Here is a 19,496-nt window from a genome sequence, read left to right as displayed (position 1 = left end):
TATGAGTCAGCTTAACCTCACAGCAGATCAAATTTTGGCTTTTGCTGTTGAAGCATTGGAAGATGTGAAAGGTGATAAGATCACAGTATTGAATGTAGGAAATCATACAGACATGATGGATTACATGGTGATTTGTACCGGTACTTCAAAGCGCCATGTAAATGCTTTGGGTCAAAATGTATTTGAACATTTAAAAGGTAAAGGTCTTCAGCCATTGGGTTGTGAAGGTCGTGGTATGGGCAGTGATTGGGTGTTGGTGGATTTACATGACGTTGTTGTGCATGTGATGACAGAAGAGGCTCGAGCATTTTATGATCTTGAGAAACTTTGGGACATTAAGCCAGAACAAATGTAAGGCTCTTTTAAATGCGTGTTCGTTTGATTGCTGTTGGTAATAAGATGCCAAAGTGGGTGACTGAAGGTTATGATGAGTATGCTAAGCGCTTACCGAAAGATTTTGCGTTAGAGCTTGTTGAAATACCTATGTCGCCTCGTGGAAAAAACACTGATATACCAAAGGCAATCCGTAAGGAAGGGGATAGTATGCTTGAGGCTATACCTTCTGGAGACAAAGTGATTGCAATGGAAGTTCTTGGTAAAGAGTGGTCTACCGATCAACTGGCAGACCAGACTGAGCAGTGGCGTATGGATGGCTATAATGTGAGCTTGTTAGTGGGTGGGCCGGATGGTCTTGACCCTAGATGTACAGCTCGTGCTGATCAGACTTGGTCTCTATCTCGTCTGACATTGCCCCATCCTATGGTGAGAGTGATTTTGGCTGAGCAAATATATCGCGCCTGGACACTCATGAATAATCATCCGTATCATAGGTAAGGTGATGTTGTGAGTCGTCGACATCAAAACTTCCGTAATTATCGTCAAGAGCAACGACTGACGCAGCAGAGAGTATTTGCCGCCGCTGTTTTTGTTTTATTAATGGCTGTCGTGCTAATGGCTCGTTTGTTCTATCTTCAAGTGATAGAGCATGAATTATACCAAACCAAGGCTAACGACAACCGCGTTATGTTGGTTACAGAGCCACCTCCAAGAGGTTTGATATATGACCGCAACGGATTGGTGTTGGCTGACAATCGTCCTATACACAGTTTAACTGTAATACCTGAGCGGGTAGAAAGCTTTCCCAAGTTAAAGCAAATGCTTTCTGGCATTATCGATATTAGTGATAGTGAATGGGAGGATTTCGATGACAGGAGAAAAGAATATCGCCGCCCTTATCAATCCCTTACTTTAAAATCTCAATTGACTGATGAAGAGTGGGCAAAGGTTTCTGTTGATTTATATAAACTCGATGGTGTTCAGGTCGAAGCCCAATTAACCCGTTATTACCCATACGGCGAAGCGTTTGCACATGCTATTGGATATGTCGGTCGAATTACCTCAAAAGATTTAGAAACAGTTGATAAGTTAGCTTATCAGGGCGCCTTGTTTATAGGTAAAACAGGTGTGGAGGGTTTTTACGAAAAAACACTCTTTGGTGAGGCAGGTCTTAGTAAGGTAGAGGTGAATGCTCGTGGTCGGATCATGTCCGAACTGGAACGACAGAATCCAACTCCCGGTAAAGATCTTCATCTATATTTAGACGCAAGGCTTCAGCAATATGCTTATGATCTTTTAGGCGAATATACGGGCTCAGTTGTAGCTATAGACCCAACGACAGGCGGAATCCTAGCCCTAGTTTCTAAGCCTGGGTACGATCCTAATCTCTTTGTGCGTGGTATTTCAGTTGATGATTATGCAACACTGCGCCAATCTAAAAAACTCCCTCTTTTTAATCGAGCCTTACGAGGAGGTTATCCTCCCGCATCAACTATCAAACCTTTCATGGGTCTTGCTGGGCTTGAATACGGTTTTTCGTCATGGACCGAACGCTATTTTGCCAAAGGCTATTATCAAATAAATCCTGATGGTCGTCGCTATCGAGATTGGAAGCGAACAGGTCATGGTTGGATTAATTTAGAACGCTCTATTATTGAGTCAGTTGATACTTATTACTATCAATTGGCTAACAAGATGGGCATTACTCCTATCCATAACTTTTTGACACGTTTCGGATTTGGTCAAACAACCTTGCTCGATTTAAGTGGTGAGAGCCATGGTTTGTTGCCTTCTAACGAATGGAAAAAAGCTAAATACAAAGAGCCTTGGTATCCAGGTGACTCTGTAAACGTTGGTATTGGGCAAGGGTTTATGGTGGCGACACCATTGCAAATTGCTGCTGCGACTTCTGCGTTAGCAAGTAAAGGACATTACTTCTATCCCCGCATGACTCGGCTGGTGGGAGATCATCCTGCTGAGTTTGAGGATGGTCTTGGTGATGAGCATGATATTGTTTTAAAGGATCAGCGCAATTGGGATCGCATGATTGATGCGATGCGCAAAGTCATAACAGATGCGCATGGTACAGCAAGGCGTTTGCAGGGGACTGATTACGAGATAGCAGGAAAAACAGGAACGGGCCAAGTATTTAGTTTGCAAGAAGATGAAGAGTACGATTCAGATAAGCTTGAGAAGCGTTTGCATGATCATGCGTTATTTATCGGTTTTGCTCCCGCTAGAAACCCTAAAATTTCAGTATTCGCTATTTTTGAAAATGGTGGCAGTAGTTCTAAGCCAGCTGATTTAACTAAAGCATTATTTGATGCTTATCTGCATGATGATTATCCAGCGCGTTACGATTATTTGAAGGGTGATAAAAATGACTGATAGCTTTTATCGCAGAGCGCTATCTTTTACCAATGCTCGCTTATGGCAGCTGGTTCACGTTGACGTTTTGCTGATGGGATCTTTGTTGCTGCTTATTAGTGGAGGGCTTTTTATTCTGTACTCAGCCTCCGGGCAAGATGTGGCCATGGTTGAGCGGCAGGTGTTTCGATTAGTAATAGGTTTACTTATTTGTGTGGCTCTAGCTCAGTTGCCCCCTAAATATATGCGACGGGCTTCACCGACGCTATTTATTTTTATCACAGTGCTTTTGATTGGGGTGTTGTTGTTTGGTGTTGGGGCAAAAGGTGCACAGCGTTGGTTAGCTTTGCCGGGAGGGTTGCGGTTTCAGCCTTCAGAAATTATGAAGATTGTCATGCCAATGATGATTGCTTGGTACTTTTCTGACAGGCAGCTTCCTCCAAGTTTTAAACAAATATTGGCGGTTCTTGGTCTTATTGTCTTGCCAGTGTTGATGATAGCTAAGCAACCAGATTTGGGGACGGCTTTATTAGTTGCTGTGTCTGGTATTTTTGTGCTGTTTCTTGCAGGGCTTGGGTGGCGCTATATATTAGGTGCGGCGGCATTAGCACCTATCGCTGGCTATGCATTGTGGCAATTTATGCATGATTATCAGCGTCAACGAGTATTAACTTTTTTGAATCCGGAAAGTGATCCGCTGGGATCTGGTTGGAATATTATTCAATCTAAAACTGCGATTGGTTCTGGTGGACTATATGGTAAAGGCTTTTTAGAAGGGACGCAGGCTCAGTTAGATTTTCTGCCAGAAAGTCACACAGACTTTATTATCGCTGTGCTTGCCGAAGAGTTTGGTATGTTGGGTTGCGGTGTGCTGATCTTGGCTTATTTGCTTGTTATAGCTCGAGGTTTGTATATTGCTGCAAATGCAGAAGACAACTATGCGCGGTTATTAGCGGGTAGCTTAACGCTTACCTTTTTTGTGTACATGTTTGTAAATATTGGGATGGTGTCAGGCATTCTGCCTGTGGTTGGGGTACCCTTACCACTTGTCAGTTATGGTGGTACTTCTATCATTACCATCATGGCGACATTTGGGATTTTAATGTCAATACAAACACATAAAAGAGCAAGATAATGATTAAGCAAGCTACGTTGTTGTTTCTAGCGCTTGGTCTAACTGCGTGTAGTAGTATGGATCATTCTACATTACCCTCGGATACAGGAGTTAGCGACTCACTTCTTGAAGAAATGCCCAAAGAATGGGCAGATTCTTATGCTGGAAATCCAGAGGTTCAAGTTTTTATTAATCAGCTGGTTAAAGAGCATGCTTATGATAAAAAGCGCCTCGAATTAGCTTTTTCTCATATTAAAGTGCGCCCGAATGTTATTTCGAAATCAGATAATCAGCCTGAAGTTGTGACGCCTTACTATGAGTACAAAACTCGCTTTGTGAACGAAGAGCGGGCGAAACTCGGACGAGAATTTGCCAAGCGTAATGCTCAGTGGTTACGCAAAGCAGAACAGGAGTTTGGTGTTGAGCCAAACGTCATCGTAGCTCTTATAGGAGTTGAAACCTATTACGGGCGCATTACAGGGTCAAAAGATGTTTTTACCTCGCTTACTACTCTCGCCTTTGATTACCCTCGAAGAAAAGAATACTTCCAAAGTGAACTAAAAGCCTATTTGTTGCTTGCCCGTCAAGAAGGATGGAACATTGGCGAAACAAAAGGGTCATACAGTGGAGCGATGGGAATGGTGCAGTTTATGCCCAGTAACTATCAAAAACTGGCAATAGATTATGATAAAAATGGGCATATCGACTTGTGGGGGTCCGAAGCCGATGCCATTGGTAGTGTAGCAAATTATCTTAAACATCATGGTTGGCAATCTCGCCAGCCTTGGTTTGTAATGGCTTATGTTGCGGATCCTGATTCTGTGGCGGATTTAATTAATCGTGGCAGAGCGCCTAGTGCTGACATGACTGAGTGGTCGGCGTTAAATGTGCTTCCAACTCAGCCTTTTATTCCTCAGAAGACGGGGTTAATTGGTTTGCGAACTGGGCCTGAAGAAGTCTCTTATTGGCTTGCGTATGAGAACTTTTTCACGATTATGGATTACAACCCTAGTAGGCGATATGCCATGTCTGTATTGGAGCTCGCTGAGAGTATAGGGACCTATGAAAGTAATTAACATGCTATTTGTTGCTGGCATTAGTTTGCTGGTATTGAATGGATGTATGAGCACGCGTCATGTTTTAGGTAAGGATGACGCAGATTATGAAAAAGCATCAGGTGGAGGGCGTTATTCCATTTTACAAGATCATGCTCCGACTGGTGATATCAAAGTGGATCATCTTCCTGATCTAGTTCCAAGGTGGGAAGCGAAAAGCCGTGGTGGTAATAAGAGCCCATATGAAGTATGGGGCAAGAAATATTGGGTAATGGATTCTGCTCAAGGGTATGTGGCAGAGGGAACAGCGTCTTGGTATGGCAAGAAGTTTCATGGACATAAGACCTCAAATGGGGAAACATATGACATGTATAGTTTTTCTGCTGCCCACAAGTCTTTGCCGTTACCCACTTACCTGAAGGTTACGAACCTTGATAATCAGCGCTCTGTTATTGTTAGAGTTAATGATAGAGGGCCGTTTCATGGAGATCGTTTGATTGATCTTTCATATGCGGCTGCAGCTCGCCTTGATTATCATAAGAAAGGTTTGGCTCGGGTGCGAGTTGAGGCCATTACGCCATCACAAGGGCAGTCTTATAATCCACCTAAAGTCGTTGCTAAAGAGTCAGTAACTCCGCCAGAAGCCTTGCCAGCTAAGGTATCACCAGTTTCTTCGACAGATACGGTAAATGCCCCATCTGAGTTGGTTTTTTCTCATCTCCAAATGGGAGCTTTTAGTTCGGAGGAGTCTGCGGATAAGCTCAAGCAGCGTCTTTTTGAGGCGTTTGATACGAGTGTTAAAGTTGTTATTAACAAACAAGATGATGGTTTGTTTAAGGTTTTAGTTGGGCCTTTTGTCGATCCTAATGACTTGGTTGAATGGCAAAAAAAATTACAACTAGAAGGCTTTGGTAACCCTGTAAGAGTTGCTTTAGTGCCTTAGGTACGATTTGTTTGGGCTAGAGATTCCTAGATGGCTCTAGTATCATTTGTTAACATTTTTTAAGAAGACGATATTTTTGAGTATGAAAAAACTCCTAGTTACTTTATCCCTTGTATTTTGCTTCGTGAGCGGCTCTGTTTTTGCTGCTCCTTCATTAATCCCAACGCCACCACAATTGTCAGCAAGTAGTTACATTCTTATGGATGCATATACCGGCGACATTTTGGTTGAACATAATGCTGATCAGGCCTTGCCTCCAGCAAGTCTAACAAAATTGATGACGGCTTATATTATTGAATATGAGCTAGCGCGTGGAAACTTATCATTGGATGATAAAGTAAACATAAGTGAAAAAGCATGGCGGATGGAAGGTTCGCGTATGTTTATTCGTGAAGGTACACAAGTTAAATTAGAAGACTTGATGCGTGGCATTATTATTCAGTCAGGTAATGATGCTAGTGTCGCTGCTGCGGAGCATATTGCTGGTAGTGAGTCTGCTTTTGCCGATTTGATGAATCAGCATGCTCAACTTCTTGGTATGGCAAATTCACACTTTGTAAATGCAACTGGTTTTCCAGCAGAAGATCATTACTCGAGTGCACATGATATAGCTAAGTTGGCGCGTGCAACTATTTTGCAGTTCCCAGAAAATTACAGCATGTATGCTGAGAAAGAGTTCACATACAATAATATTCGTCAGCCTAACCGTAACAAGTTGTTGTGGCGTGATAAAACCGTTGATGGTATGAAAACTGGTCATACTGAAGCCGCTGGCTTTTGTTTGGCGGCCTCTGCAGTTCGAAACGGCACACGTCTGATTACTGTGGTTATGGGTACTAAATCTGATACAGCTCGAGCTATTGAGTCGCAAAAATTGTTAGATTATGGTTTTAGATATTATGAAACTCGCAAGCTATATAGCCGTGGTCAAGTGGTTAATAATGCCCGTGTTTGGGGTGGTACACAGGCTAATGTGAAAGTGGGTTTTGCAGAAGATGTACTTGTTACTATGCCGCGTCAGCAAGGTGAGTCTATTCCAGCAACACTTGATATGCATAAAGAAATTATGGCACCCATTGCTGTGGGTGATGTATTGGGTAAGATTGTTGTTGGTTCTGAAGGCAATATTTTACTAGAGCGCTCAGTTGTTGCATTAGAAGCAGTAGAAGAAGGTGGTTTCTTCAAGCGAATGTTTGATAAAATTAAACTCTTTTTTATGAACTTGTTTTAAGCCCTAATGGCGAGTGGTAGATTAAATTAATGGCACTAATTACGAAAAATGGTGATCAGGCTGAGAAAACAGTTGATGCACCCAAAATAGAGTTCCCTTGTGAAAATTACGTTATAAAAGTGGTTTCACTTGATGTGGATGGTATTCATGCTGAGATAACTGAGCGATTGCTTATTCATGCTCCGGAGATGAATACCGCTGCTGAGAATACTAATCGTTCCAGTAAGGGGCGTTTTATTAGCTTTAGTTTTCGTATAGTGGCTCAAAGTGAAGATCAACTATCGGCTTTGCATCGTGACTTGATGTCAATTGAAGCCGTTAAGATGGTCATGTAAATGGAACTTGATTTAATTTGCCGTGATTTGGGTGTTGTTGATTATGCTGAAACATGGGAAAGGATGAAGCAATTTACTCAAATTCGTTCAAAAGACGATGCTGATGAGATTTGGTTGTTAGAACATCCTTCCTTGTTTACGCAAGGTCAAGCCGGTAAAGAAGAGCATCTTTTGGCTCCGGGCGATATTCCTGTTATTCAGGTCGACCGTGGTGGTCAGGTCACGTATCATGGGCCGGGCCAACTGGTTGCCTATGTTATGGTTGATTTAAAACGTCTTGGGATAGGCGTTCGTGATTTGGTTAGTGTGTTAGAGAACTCTGTGGTGCGCGCTTTAGCGCTGAACGCTATAGAGGCCTACCCAAAGCCAGATGCACCAGGCGTTTATGTGGATGAACAAAAAATTGCGTCACTAGGATTACGTGTACGCAGAGGTTGTTCATTTCATGGACTTGCCTTAAATGTTGATATGGATCTCACCCCATTTAATCGTATTAACCCATGTGGCTATCAAGGCTTACAAATGGTTGATATGAAACGCCTCAATAAAGGCGTTATTTTATCGAATGTAAAGGCTCAGCTAGCGAATCAGCTGGCTGAGCAACTCGGATACAATTATCCGGCTATCCAACAAGGGTGGAAATAGAATGACAACAGAACGCAAACGCGTTGTCCAAGGGGAAAAATTACGCGGAGCCGATAAAATGGCGCGTATTCCCATTAAGATTGTTCCTACTGAAGAAATTCCACGTAAGCCTGATTGGCTTCGTGTCCGTATGCCAGCTTCGCCAGAGATAGCTCGTATCAAAGCGACTTTGCGTGAGCATAAATTAGCTTCAGTTTGTGAAGAGGCGAATTGTCCAAATTTAGGTGAGTGTTTCAGCAATGGCACCGCTACCTTTATGATTATGGGTGAAATTTGTACTCGCCGCTGTCCTTTCTGTGATGTTGCGCATGGTCGTCCTAATCCGCTTAGTGTTGATGAGCCAAAAGAGTTGGCGGCTGCTATTCGTGATATGAAACTAAAATATGTGGTTATTACCTCTGTAGATCGTGACGATCTTCGTGATGGTGGTGCACAACATTTTGTTGATTGTATTAGAGAAACACGTGCCGAAAGCCCGAATATTGAGATTGAAACATTGGTGCCAGATTTCCGCGGTCGCATGGAAGTAGCCATTAATACACTTTCAATTGCACCACCTGATGTTTTCAACCATAACTTAGAATCTATTCCACGTTTGTACCGTCAGGTAAGACCAGGATCAGATTATCAGTGGTCATTAGATCTTTTGAAAAACTTTAAAGATCGTTGTCCTGATGTACCAACTAAATCTGGTTTGATGGTTGGTATGGGCGAGACATTCGAAGAGATTGTTGAAGTACTAAAAGACTTACGAGCTCATAACGTTGACATGTTGACGATTGGTCAATATTTACAGCCTTCTAAGCATCATTTTCCAATGGCGCGTTTTGTACCGCCTGAAGAATTTGCACGTTATGAACAAGTTGCAAAAGAGCTAGGCTTTAAGCATGCTGCGTGTGGGCCTTTGGTTCGCTCGTCTTACCACGCGGATAAGCAAGCTCATGGCGAACACGTTTCTTAATTTGTTCGTTCGTTAGAATAAAGCGGAGTTAAGATATTTCTTAGCCCCGCTTTTTTTATTTGAACTAAACCTAAAAAATATGTCTGTGTTTCACTATGACGTACCTTTATTAGAAACGGTGCTAATTTACAGCTATTTAGACTTTTGGAGATGATATGAAGCCTTGGTCAATCAAAGATTCGATGGAACTTTATAATGTAAGTCATTGGAGTAGTGGCTTTTTTTCAATCAATGATAAAGGGCGCGCTATTGCGCTACCTGATAGGGAAAATAGCATTGATTTGACTGAGCTTTCTGTGGCGCTTAAACAACAAGGCATTCCTTATCCATGTCTTGTGCGTTTTCCTAATATTTTGCACTCGCGAATTGAGAAAATTACTAATTCGTTTCAACAGGCAATAGAGCATTACGACTACCAAGCAAAGTATGCCATTGTTTATCCAATTAAAGTAAACCAGCAGCGTCGTGTGGTAGAGGAAATTGCGGCATGTCAGCCAGATAATGCTGCTACTGTTGGCTTAGAGGCAGGTAGTAAGCCAGAGCTTATGGCTGTTTTGGCCATGCATAAAAACGCCGATGGAATCATAGTTTGTAATGGCTATAAAGATCGTGAATTTATCCATCTTGCTTTGATGGCCGAAAAAATGGGTCATCAGGTGTTTATTGTTGTTGAGAAGATGCATGAACTTGATTGGATTCTAGAAGAAGCCGACAAAATCGGGGTTCAGCCTCGAATTGGTATTCGTATTCGATTGGCCTCTACTTGTACGACGCATTGGGGTAACAGTGGTGGCGAAAAATCTAAGTTCGGTTTGACCACATCGCAATTGCTAAGAGCTATTGATCGCTTGCGTGAATTGGATCTGTTGCATTGTCTTGAGCTAATTCACTTCCACTTAGGCTCACAAATCACTCGTATCCGTGATATTCAAAATAGCCTTAAAGAGTGTGCTCGTTATTACGCAGAACTTCACCAGATGGGTGTAAAAGTTAAATGGGTCGATGTTGGTGGTGGTTTGGGGGTCGATTACGAAGGTACGCGTTGTCAAAATGATTTTTCAGCGAACTACAGTATCGGCGAATATGCCAATAATGTGGTGTTTGCTTTTCATAATGTGTGCGAGCAATACGAACTTCCGCACCCTCATTTGATTTCTGAATCAGGCCGAGCTGTGACAGCTCATCATGCCATGATGATTGCGGATGTTTTCTCACATGGAGCTGAGCACTTGCCAATTGAAGAGCCAGCTGAAGACAGCGAGCTAGAGCTGCAAAGACTTTGGGCTTCTTATCAAAGTTTAAAAGGCGAGAATGAAGAAGAAAGTCGATCTTTGGTCGAGATTTATCATGACTTGCTAGATGATTTCAATGACAGCTTGACCTTATATAATCACGGCCAGCTTAACCTATCGCAAAGAGCGCAAGCAGAGAACCTTTTCTTATCTGCGTGTCGCAACTTGTTGCCTCGTTTAGACAATCGAAATAGAGGGCACCGTGCGGTAATTGATGAGCTAAACGAACGTTTAGCTGAGAAATTATTTGTTAACTTGTCAGTGTTTCAGTCTATGCCTGATGCGTGGGGAATCGATCAATTGTTCCCAGTATTGCCTTTACAAGGCTTGGATCAAGCGCCTTCTTTCAGAGGCAAAATCCAAGATGTTACTTGTGATTCGGACGGTTGCTTGTACAGCTATGTGGATGGTCAAGGTATCGAGTCTTCTTTGCCATTGCCACCACCGCCACCAAAAGGTGAAGACTATTTAATGGGCTTTTTCTTGGTTGGGGCTTATCAAGAAACCCTAGGGGATTTGCATAATTTATTTGGCGACACTTGTTCCGTAGACGTTTACTTAACAGACGACGGTTTCAGAATTGATCACATATTGAAAGGTGATAGCGTTCAGGATGTACTTAAGTCCGTTAGCTATAATGAGCAAGAGTTGATGAAGCGTTATCAAGACAAAGTGGCAGCAAGTCCATTAAGCCAAGAAGAGCAAGTATCACTAATGGCGACCTATAAAAAAGTGCTAGAAGGCACAACATATTTGACTCAAGTATAAAATGAGCTTTTGTGCTTGTAGCGCAACATATTTTGGAGGTAGTAAGTATGAGTAATGTAAAAGTGGCCTGCGTTCAAATGGCGGTCAGTACAGACTTTCAAGCGAATTTAGATAATGCGGTTTCACAAGTAAGAGAAGCTGCTGCAAATCAGGCAAATATTATTCTTTTGCAAGAATTGTTTATGGGCCCATATTTTTGCATTGATCAAAAGCCAGCGTATTTTGATTGGGCGCAGCCGGTAAATGATTGTTTGGCTATTCAGACAATGAGTAAGCTTGCTAAAGAGTTAGGTGTAGTTTTGCCAATTAGCTTTTTTGAGCGCGATGGTAACGTCTTTTATAACTCTTTGGTGATGATTGATGCCAATGGTGAAGTAATGGATTTGTACCGCAAGACGCATATTCCAGATGGTCCTGGTTACCAAGAAAAATACTACTTCACACCAGGTAATACTGGCGTAAAAGTTTGGGATACGCAGTTTGGTCGAATTGGCTGTGGTATTTGTTGGGATCAGTGGTTTCCAGAGTTAGCGCGTGAGCTAGCTCTGAAAGGTGCAGAATTAATCTTCTACCCTACAGCAATTGGTTCAGAGCCTCCTTATCCTGAATGGGATTCCAAAGACCATTGGCAAAGAACCATGCAAGGGCATTCTGCAGCGAATATGGTGCCAGTCATTGCTGCAAACCGGATTGGTCGTGAAGAAGGTGAAAACAGTTTTATTCAGTTTTACGGCTCTTCATTCATGACAGACGAAATGGGGGCAATGAAGTGTGTCGCAAGTCGCGATGAAAGTACCATTTTGTACTCTGAGTATGATTTAGAAGCTATTCGTAAGGCCCGACGTTCTTTTGGTTTGTTTCGTGACCGTCGTCCAGACCAATATCAAGCCATTACTTCTGGAGCGGGTGTTACTTGGGATAAGTAGCAGTAAAGTAAAAAAGTGCCCGCATAAAGCGGGCACAAAGCTTTCCTTATCCTTATTGGTACAAAGGGGGAATATCAATAAGGTAGATCTACTTGCAATTGGCTTTTAGAAGCCTAAAGTCGTTGTATAAAATAGTGCAAGGCCTGTGTCTTTAGAAACACTCTGACGGCAATATAAAGCGAATTAAATGCTTTGAATTACAAGGCTTAAAAAGAAGCGCATCCTCGTCAGTATAGATCTGTCCAAAACCTAGATATTAACTATAGCTTGAGATTTTAACTATGGCCTACGATTTTACATAGGTGCGGATATAATTTTGCATCTACGCCTAGCTAAAAGATCCATCCATTTATTTTAGAGAATCGATGAACGTATTTAGTTCCCCAAGTGAATTGCCTTATTTTGCGATCATGTTGTCTAGTAAGTTGATGTTGAATGACTTGACTTACCGAATCATGGCAGAAAAAATGCTCGAACTAGCTCAAGGTCAGCCCGGCTATCTTGGTGCTGAATATGGTTCGGGGGAAATGGATCTGCTGATGACTTATTGGCAAACAAAGGAGGCTGCAGAGGGGTGGTTGACCCATGATATGCAGCGTAGAACCTTATCCATTGGTGAAAATTTTTGGTATGAAGAATATTCGTTAAAATTGTTTGAAGTGATGAGGGACATGTCATTTAAGTACTCTAACCAAGGTTTACATGCTTCACGTTTTCCTCGGATTGTTACCGAGAGAGGCGTATTGAAAATATTAGACGAAGCTCAAGCTCCGCTCTTGCACGATTATATTAATCAAGAAAAGGCGTTTCTTGCCCCATGGGAGCCATATAGAACCGATGGCTACTATTCACTTGAAACCTGCCAGTTACGAGTTCGAGAAATGCGTCGTGATTTTTTAGAAGATAAAGGCATTGTCTTTTGTTTTCTGTCACCTAATGAAGACAGAATGCTCGCTTACACCAATTATTCGAATATTATACGTGGTGTTTTTCAGGCCTGTAATCTTGGTTACAGTTTGCGAGAAAGTGAGCAAGGCAAAGGCATCATGCAAGAAGCCTTGAACGCAGGAATAGAATACATTCATAAAGAGCAGCATATTGATCGAATTCAAGCGAGCTATATGCCAAGAAATTCTCGCAGCGCAGCCGTGTTGAAGGCGCTGGGTTTTGATAAAGAAGGTATTGCAAGGGATTACTTGAAAATCAATGGACAATGGGAGGATCATATTCTCACGGCATTAGTACTGCGCTGAATATAGGCTAAAGTGTTCTGCTTTCAGGTTTTGTGAGAAGTAAAATCCGTCCCTTGGTGTTTTTTGTTGTCATCACTGACAGCACAGTAACACTTTCGTTGCTTGGATTTAAAATGGCTCTGGGCTCCTTATGAGCAATTATTTTGCCATAACGAGGACAAGCTTTAGGTACTTTCTTATCGTTTGAAATGAACGCGATACCGGTCAGCGGAAGAAGGTATTGAGTGGCTGTTTTTTGATAATAAAGTGTCTCTTTAAATTGAGGTGGGTAAAGTTCTAACGCAATTTGACCGGCTTCTCCATGCCATAGTGGCCATGTCTTAATGTGACTTCTTCCTGAGATTGATTCCACTGTGCCAGAAGATACTTTTTTAAACGAGTTGTTTAATTCAGCTTGGCCAGTGTTCTTTAGTCGTATTAAGCACAGTTCTACCGCTGGTGTTAGCAAGGTGATGCTGTTAATCGTCTGTGCTGTTAACCAAATTCCCTGATGCTGCTTTAAGGCTGTTTCTTGTTCACTGTTTTGTTGGGTGCATTGTTGTAAGTATAATTCCCCTCTAATGATAAAGAGAAAGGTATCTGCTTGATGGTGATAGAAGCGGCTAGGAATGTCTGTCTGAAACAGGTATTCATGTGCAATAAAAAGGTCATCTTGTTGATGGATGATAAAGTGTTTGCTTGACTCCCCAAGGCTGTAGTTCATCGGGTCAAGTGTGTTTTGTTCAGTTATGTTCACCATCAAGTACCTTTTTAATTATCGAATGTATTGAAACACGAGAATAGCGACCTTTCCATGATAATCTTACGGTGAGTGTTGCAGTGAGTTGGGATGTTTCTTTATAGTTGAGCCCATATTAGTTTATGAAATCCGCATGCGCCGATAATTTGCCCATGCAAACGATTATAGAAGGAAAGTTTCCTTGAGTGAGTTGTCAAATTTCGAGTCGAATGAAACCCTTTCATTAAAAGACTACACAGAAAAAGCGTACTTGAATTACTCCATGTACGTTATTTTAGATCGAGCCTTGCCGCATATTGGTGACGGTTTAAAACCGGTTCAACGCCGTATAATTTACGCGATGAGCGAATTAGGGCTGAAAGCCAGCGCGAAATACAAAAAATCCGCCCGTACCGTAGGGGATGTGCTAGGTAAATTCCATCCTCATGGTGATAGTGCTTGTTATGAAGCAATGGTGTTGATGGCTCAGCCTTTCTCATACCGTTATCCGCTTGTCGATGGTCAAGGTAACTGGGGTGCGCCAGATGATCCAAAATCATTTGCTGCCATGCGTTATACCGAGTCTCGTTTGTCAAAATACGCGGATGTACTGCTGAGAGAAGTAAGTCAAGGTACTGTGGATTGGACACCTAATTTTGACGGTACCTTACAAGAGCCATCGGTTTTGCCATCGCGATTGCCTAACTTATTGCTTAATGGCACGACAGGTATTGCTGTTGGTATGGCGACGGATATTCCGCCGCATAACTTGCGTGAAATTGGCAGTGCTTGTATTCACCTGCTTAATAATCCAAACGCTGAATTAGATGACTTACTCAATTTTATCCAAGGTCCTGATTTTCCAACTGGTGGCGAAATCATTACGCCAAAAAGTGACATAGTTAGACTTTATGAAACTGGCAAAGGGCAGATTAAAGCTCGAGCTCGTTTTACGATTGAAGAAGGCGAGATTGTTGTTAATGAGTTACCTCATCAAGTATCTGGTAGCAAAATTTTAGAGCAAATTGCGGCGCAAATGCAGGCGAAAAAACTACCAATGGTTGTGGATTTGCGTGATGAATCAGATCATGAAAACCCAACTCGACTGGTAATTGTGCCTAAATCAAATCGTGTTGATATTGATTCGGTTATGACGCATCTTTTTGCGACCACCGATCTTGAAAAGTCTTATCGCGTCAATATGAACGTGATTGGCCTAGACGGTTTGCCTCAAGTTAAGCCATTAAAGAACTTCTTATCTGAGTGGTTACGCTTTCGTATTGATGTAGTTCGTCGTCGTTTGCAATTCCGTCTTGATAAAGTTAATAACCGTTTACATATTTTAGAAGGTTTGTTAATTGCCTACTTAAATATCGATGAAGTTATCGACATCATACGTACGGAAGAAAAACCAAAAGTTGAGTTGATGGCTCGCTTTGGTTTGAGCGATATGCAAGCTGAATCTATTCTAGAGTTGAAATTGCGTCACCTTGCTAAACTTGAAGAAATGCGTATCAAAGGTGAGCAAGACGAGCTAGAGAAAGAGCGTAAGCAGTTAGAAGGTCTGCTGTCTTCGGATCGTAAGCTGAAAAAACTAATTACTGAAGAAATTCAAGAAGCTATTGACGACTTTGGTGATGATCGCCGAACGCCTATTGTTGCTCGTAAAGAAGCGCAGGCTTTTAGTGAAGAAGACTTATTGTCGAATGATCCAATTACGGTAGTTATCTCTAAACAAGGTTGGATTCGTGCCGCAAAAGGCCATGACATTGATGTGAATGGGTTGAGCTACAAGTCTGGCGATGAGTTCTTAGTGAGTACTAAAGGTCGTTCTAACCAAACACTTGTATTGCTTGCTTCTAATGGACGAACCTATTCTATCAAGGCACACACTTTACCTTCTGCTCGTGGCCAAGGCGAGCCTATTACAGGTCGTATTTCACTAGAAAAAGACGCAACTATTGTATCTGCGGTACTGGATAATGAAGAGGCGCATTACTTGATTGCAAGTGATGCAGGCTATGGCTTTGTTGCCCAGCTAAAAGAGCTGTATGCAAAAAATAAAGCAGGCAAAGCGACCTTGTCGTTACCGAAAGGTGCTCAAGTAATGGCGCCGGTTCCTGTGCAAGATCCAGCGTCTGGACGTGTTGTTGCTATCTCTAATGAAGGCCGTATGTTGGCGTTTGATGTCGCTTCGTTACCGCAAATGGCGAAAGGTAAGGGCAACAAGATGCTAAGTATTCCAAGTGCTCGTGCTGCAGACAGGGAAGAGTTAGTCATAGCACTAGCTTGTGTTCAACCAAATGATCTGTTGACGGCCTATGCTGGCAAGCGTTTTATCTCCTTTACTGAAAAGGATCTAGAAGAATATCTTGGCGAGCGTGGCCGAAGAGGCTTGAAACTGCCTAGGGGACTTCAGCGTATCGACAGTCTTGAAGTGAAAGTAGGTGAGGGTAAGGTAATCAAAGGCGACGAGTCGTCAAGCAAAGAGTTGTTTTAAAAAATTAGCAAATTAACACTAAAGTCTAGAATTATGTTCTAGACTTTAGTGTTTTATTAATCAAGTTTTCCGTACTACATTCGTCATGTGAAATGGACTTACTTGAAATAAGAGGAGAAGAATATGAAAGGCAGTAAAAAAGTAATTGATAGTCTGAACTCGCTGTTAGCGAATGAATTAGCGGCAATTGATCAGTATTTCATTCACTCGCGTATGTATGAAGATTGGGGTTTGAGCAAGTTGTATGATCGCCTTAATCATGAAATGGAAGAAGAAACTCAGCACTCTGATTGGCTTATCAAGCGCATTTTGTTTTTGGAAGGTGTGCCGTGCATGACTAAGCGTCGCGATTTGCTAATTGGCTCTGATGTTCATTCTATGATGAGTAATGATTTGACACTTGAACTAGAAGTCGTGAGTTGTGTTCGTGAAGCGATTGCTGTGTGCGAAGCCGAAGGCGATTATCAAACACGTGAGACACTTGAAAAGTTACTGTTTGATACTGAAGAAGACCATGTTTATTGGTTGGAAAAACAACTTGGCCTAATGGATAAAATTGGCATGCAGAACTATTACCAGTCACAGATGGGTAACTAAGGAGAGATTTTATGAAAGGGGATCGTGACGTAGTTGCCAACCTAAATAAGGTATTAGCGAATGAATTGGTGGGTATTAACCAATATTTTCTTCATGCTCGTATGTTTAAAGACTTCGGTTTTAGTACGCTTGATAAAGCAGACTATAAAACTTCCATTCAAAAAATGAAAAATGCTGATCGTTTGATTGAGCGAGTTTTGTTTTTAGAAGGTTTGCCTAATCTGCAAGATCTTGGACGTCTGCGTATTGGGGAAAATAGTGAAGAGATGATTTCGGCTAACTTAGAGTTCGAATTAGATACTTTGCCAGCTCTTAAAGCAGCTATCAATTTATGTGAACAGAAAAAAGACTTTATGAGTCGTGATACGCTGGAAAAAATATTAGAAGAGCAAGAAGAGCAAATTGACTGGCTTGAAACTCAGCAGCATTTAATTGCCAGTTCTGGAATCGAAAATTATCTTCAGTCACAAATGTAATAAATCAGTTATTACCACGGTGTAATAACTGATCTTAAGCGACCTGAACTTGAGTTTCTGCTATTTTGAGAAGCTCATTGTTCAGTAATTTTTTCGCGCACTGACAGCACTTTCCACACTGGCTACCAATGCTGTGCTCTTTGTATAGCTCACGCATGGTTGTCGCCCCTTCTTGAATGGACGCTTTGATTTCTCTGTCTGATACGCGGTTACAAATACAAACGTACATAAATGAAAATCACTCTCACTAATATTCTAATCATGCGATTGTATTTTTAATGTTAATGATTATCAATAGATAAGAATTTATCTGTTTGCATGGTTTGATAGTTTTTTTTTAGAGTTTTGTCGAAGAGTTAACGATAAGACCAAATGACAGCTTTAGCCTTATCGTCAGTAGGATGTAGTTATATGGATTACAACTCTTTTTCTGCAATATCGGTAAGCACTTTTAAGAAGGATTCTGGAGTGTGAGCGCCTTGAACCATATATTTGTCGTTGATGACATATGTCGGCACTGAATTAATTTCTATACCACGTAAATGCTGTAGTTTTTTTTCAGTCAGTGCTTTAGCTTCTGTGCTCAATGCGTATTCAATATCGGATTTTTGCATACCGATACTTACTGCTACTTCTTCTAAGATACTCTTCGATCCTATGTCTTTTCCGTCCGTGAAATAGGCATGAAATGCTGCCAAAACAAACGGTGTTGCTAATCCTGACTTAGTGGCAGCAAGCACAAATTGGTGAGCAAGTTTAGTATTGGGGATGCGATCTTTTTCTGAGAAATTGAATTGAATACTTGCTTCAATCCCCACTTGTTGAATAGCGTGAGTGGCTTCATTGAGTTTTTCTTGACTGCCAAACCGCTCGCCGAGGTAAGTTTCTCGGTCGGCGCCTTCTAATGGCATATCAGGATGTAGCTCAAAGGGCTGCCAACGAATGTCGATTTTATAGTCATCGCCTAATTGTTCAATAGCTTGTTTAAGGCGGGAATAACCTAAATAGCACCAAGGGCAAACTACATCTGAAATAATGTCGATACGAAGATCTGCCATGTTTTCTCCTAAAAAATAAGTTACTGAGAGTGTAAAGTGTTTAATTGACGCTTAAAGCTATGCATTGACTAATTTCTGTATAAGAGCGACCGCTTTCTTTGTGCCAATGATTAAACGCGCCTTGTGCTGCTTTCCACGCGGATTGAGTGTCTCTTCCTGTGGTAATTATCTCGTGTTGACGTAAATAGCCTTCGACATCTCTGGTGAGCATAAACGTGTCTTTGCCCATTGCTCTTAATGTATAGGGGCCGGTGTTGCCACCAAGGCGAGCGCCATGCTTTTTCAAATAGGCCCACAGGCCAATAATGTCGTCATTCGGCCAGTTAGCAACAAAGTTAGAGAATGATCCATAGCTAGCCTGACATTCGCTAATCATCAGGGCGTTTTCTCGGATCGTCATCACCTTGCCAAAGTTACGAATGATGCGTACGTCTTTGGCTTTTTCTTCCCACATTTCGTCATGAATTAACAACATTTTTTCGATATCAAAACCGAAAAAAACCGTTTCAAAACCGGGCCATTTGTTGCGAACTACTTGCCAGTTAATGCCAGATTGAAAGACTTTCTGAGAGAACGCCGCCAGCCATCTATCGTCACTGTGTTGACTGAGTTTTGATGGGCTTAGTGGTACAGATAGCATGGCTTCAAGGTGTTTTGCTCCATCATGTCGAAGAGCTGCACGATCGTAAATGGATTGAAAGAGTTCGTATTTCATCCTGGACTCCTATTTTGTGGCGCTCAGTTTATCATAAGCCTTGCTCTAGGGAAGGTGCGAATAAGTCTACTAAGCCTCAGTCTTTCAGAGAAATCGTCAAATAAGGCGCGACTCTGAAGGAATGTAGGTACCTTTCAAAGAGTCGCAACGACATGTGGCGTTTTCTCTGAAAGACCCGCAGGGCATGTCCTAAAAGCCTGTATTCT

20 protein-coding genes are annotated in these 19,496 nt (G+C 41.9%); 16 read left to right on the top strand and 4 right to left on the bottom strand.

All coding sequences use genetic code 11. From position 1 onward, the window contains the following. Position 1: 1 nt before the first annotated feature. The 13 genes from rsfS (at position 2) to TY87_RS01325 (ending at position 13,226) form a co-directional block, all read left to right on the top strand. Entirely contained in the window at positions 2 to 355 is a 354-nt protein-coding gene (gene rsfS, locus TY87_RS01385) for a ribosome silencing factor (protein ID WP_072839932.1), read from the top strand. Positions 356 to 366: 11 nt separating this feature from the next. Then, positions 367 to 834: a 23S rRNA (pseudouridine(1915)-N(3))-methyltransferase RlmH gene (rlmH, locus tag TY87_RS01380; protein WP_012070537.1), complete on the top strand. Its 468-nt coding sequence runs from the start codon at positions 367 to 369 to the stop codon at positions 832 to 834. Positions 835 to 843: 9 nt separating this feature from the next. Then, the gene (gene mrdA, locus TY87_RS01375; RefSeq protein WP_100185716.1) at positions 844 to 2,724 is read left to right on the top strand and encodes a penicillin-binding protein 2; all 1,881 of its coding nucleotides are present in this window, start codon (positions 844 to 846) and stop codon (positions 2,722 to 2,724) included. After that, positions 2,717 to 3,838, top strand: a complete 1,122-nt coding sequence (gene rodA, locus TY87_RS01370) for a rod shape-determining protein RodA (protein WP_100185715.1) — start codon at positions 2,717 to 2,719, stop codon at positions 3,836 to 3,838. The genes mrdA and rodA overlap by 8 nt, the downstream gene beginning before the upstream one ends. Further along, the gene (mltB, locus tag TY87_RS01365) at positions 3,838 to 4,893 is read left to right on the top strand and encodes a lytic murein transglycosylase B (RefSeq protein WP_100185714.1); all 1,056 of its coding nucleotides are present in this window, start codon (positions 3,838 to 3,840) and stop codon (positions 4,891 to 4,893) included. Before rodA ends, mltB begins: the two co-directional genes overlap by 1 nt. Next, on the top strand, positions 4,880 to 5,815 hold the full coding sequence (locus TY87_RS01360; RefSeq protein WP_072839937.1) for a septal ring lytic transglycosylase RlpA family protein: 936 nt from the start codon (positions 4,880 to 4,882) through the stop codon (positions 5,813 to 5,815). Before mltB ends, TY87_RS01360 begins: the two co-directional genes overlap by 14 nt. 82 nt (positions 5,816 to 5,897) lie before the next feature. Next, positions 5,898 to 7,046 carry a D-alanyl-D-alanine carboxypeptidase family protein gene (locus TY87_RS01355; RefSeq protein WP_100185713.1) on the top strand — a complete coding sequence of 383 codons (1,149 nt, stop codon included), beginning with the start codon at positions 5,898 to 5,900 and terminating at the stop codon, positions 7,044 to 7,046. A 29-nt stretch (positions 7,047 to 7,075) separates the two neighbouring features. Continuing rightward, on the top strand, positions 7,076 to 7,381 hold the full coding sequence (locus TY87_RS01350) for a YbeD family protein (RefSeq protein WP_072839939.1): 306 nt from the start codon (positions 7,076 to 7,078) through the stop codon (positions 7,379 to 7,381). Beyond that, positions 7,382 to 8,026 (top strand): lipoyl(octanoyl) transferase LipB, encoded by a 645-nt coding sequence (gene lipB, locus TY87_RS01345; RefSeq protein WP_012070530.1) that lies wholly within the window; start codon positions 7,382 to 7,384, stop codon positions 8,024 to 8,026. Position 8,027: 1 nt separating this feature from the next. Then, positions 8,028 to 8,987, top strand: a complete 960-nt coding sequence (gene lipA, locus TY87_RS01340; protein ID WP_072839940.1) for a lipoyl synthase — start codon at positions 8,028 to 8,030, stop codon at positions 8,985 to 8,987. 155 nt (positions 8,988 to 9,142) lie between these two features. Beyond that, a complete protein-coding gene (gene speA / locus TY87_RS01335; protein WP_072839941.1) occupies positions 9,143 to 11,047 on the top strand; it encodes a biosynthetic arginine decarboxylase in 1,905 nt (634 codons plus the stop codon). A 47-nt stretch (positions 11,048 to 11,094) separates the two neighbouring features. Next, the gene (aguB, locus tag TY87_RS01330) at positions 11,095 to 11,973 is read left to right on the top strand and encodes an N-carbamoylputrescine amidase (RefSeq protein WP_100185712.1); all 879 of its coding nucleotides are present in this window, start codon (positions 11,095 to 11,097) and stop codon (positions 11,971 to 11,973) included. A 365-nt stretch (positions 11,974 to 12,338) separates the two neighbouring features. Beyond that, on the top strand, positions 12,339 to 13,226 hold the full coding sequence (locus TY87_RS01325) for a GNAT family N-acetyltransferase (protein WP_084122391.1): 888 nt from the start codon (positions 12,339 to 12,341) through the stop codon (positions 13,224 to 13,226). 7 nt (positions 13,227 to 13,233) lie between these two features. On the opposite strand, the gene TY87_RS01320 is transcribed toward TY87_RS01325, so the two are convergent. Continuing rightward, positions 13,234 to 13,962, bottom strand: a complete 729-nt coding sequence (locus TY87_RS01320) for a hypothetical protein (protein WP_157789859.1) — start codon at positions 13,960 to 13,962, stop codon at positions 13,234 to 13,236. A 184-nt stretch (positions 13,963 to 14,146) separates the two neighbouring features. Here TY87_RS01320 and parC point away from each other — a divergent pair, with 184 nt between their 5' ends. From parC to bfr (TY87_RS01305), 3 genes are all read left to right on the top strand, one after another. Continuing rightward, the gene (parC, locus tag TY87_RS01315) at positions 14,147 to 16,444 is read left to right on the top strand and encodes a DNA topoisomerase IV subunit A (RefSeq protein ID WP_100185710.1); all 2,298 of its coding nucleotides are present in this window, start codon (positions 14,147 to 14,149) and stop codon (positions 16,442 to 16,444) included. A gap of 123 nt (positions 16,445 to 16,567) precedes the next feature. After that, positions 16,568 to 17,041, top strand: a complete 474-nt coding sequence (gene bfr / locus TY87_RS01310) for a bacterioferritin (RefSeq protein ID WP_072839945.1) — start codon at positions 16,568 to 16,570, stop codon at positions 17,039 to 17,041. An 11-nt stretch (positions 17,042 to 17,052) separates the two neighbouring features. Then, complete coding sequence (gene bfr, locus TY87_RS01305; protein WP_072839946.1) at positions 17,053 to 17,517, top strand: bacterioferritin; 465 nt, start codon at positions 17,053 to 17,055, stop codon at positions 17,515 to 17,517. Positions 17,518 to 17,551: 34 nt separating this feature from the next. Here the strand turns inward: bfr (TY87_RS01305) and TY87_RS01300 are convergent, their stop codons facing one another. From TY87_RS01300 to TY87_RS01290, 3 genes are all read right to left on the bottom strand, one after another. Continuing rightward, on the bottom strand, positions 17,552 to 17,746 hold the full coding sequence (locus TY87_RS01300) for a (2Fe-2S)-binding protein (RefSeq protein ID WP_072839947.1): 195 nt from the start codon (positions 17,744 to 17,746) through the stop codon (positions 17,552 to 17,554). A gap of 187 nt (positions 17,747 to 17,933) precedes the next feature. Beyond that, complete coding sequence (locus TY87_RS01295) at positions 17,934 to 18,575, bottom strand: DsbA family oxidoreductase (protein WP_072839948.1); 642 nt, start codon at positions 18,573 to 18,575, stop codon at positions 17,934 to 17,936. A gap of 40 nt (positions 18,576 to 18,615) precedes the next feature. Continuing rightward, a complete protein-coding gene (locus tag TY87_RS01290) occupies positions 18,616 to 19,290 on the bottom strand; it encodes a DNA-3-methyladenine glycosylase I (protein WP_100185709.1) in 675 nt (224 codons plus the stop codon). Positions 19,291 to 19,496 lie beyond the last annotated feature (206 nt).

Source organism: Marinomonas sp. BSi20584, from assembly GCF_002792415.1.
In the GTDB taxonomy this organism is placed as follows: Bacteria; Pseudomonadota; Gammaproteobacteria; order Pseudomonadales; family Marinomonadaceae; genus Marinomonas; species Marinomonas polaris.
This window is presented reverse-complemented; position numbering and strand designations above follow the sequence as displayed.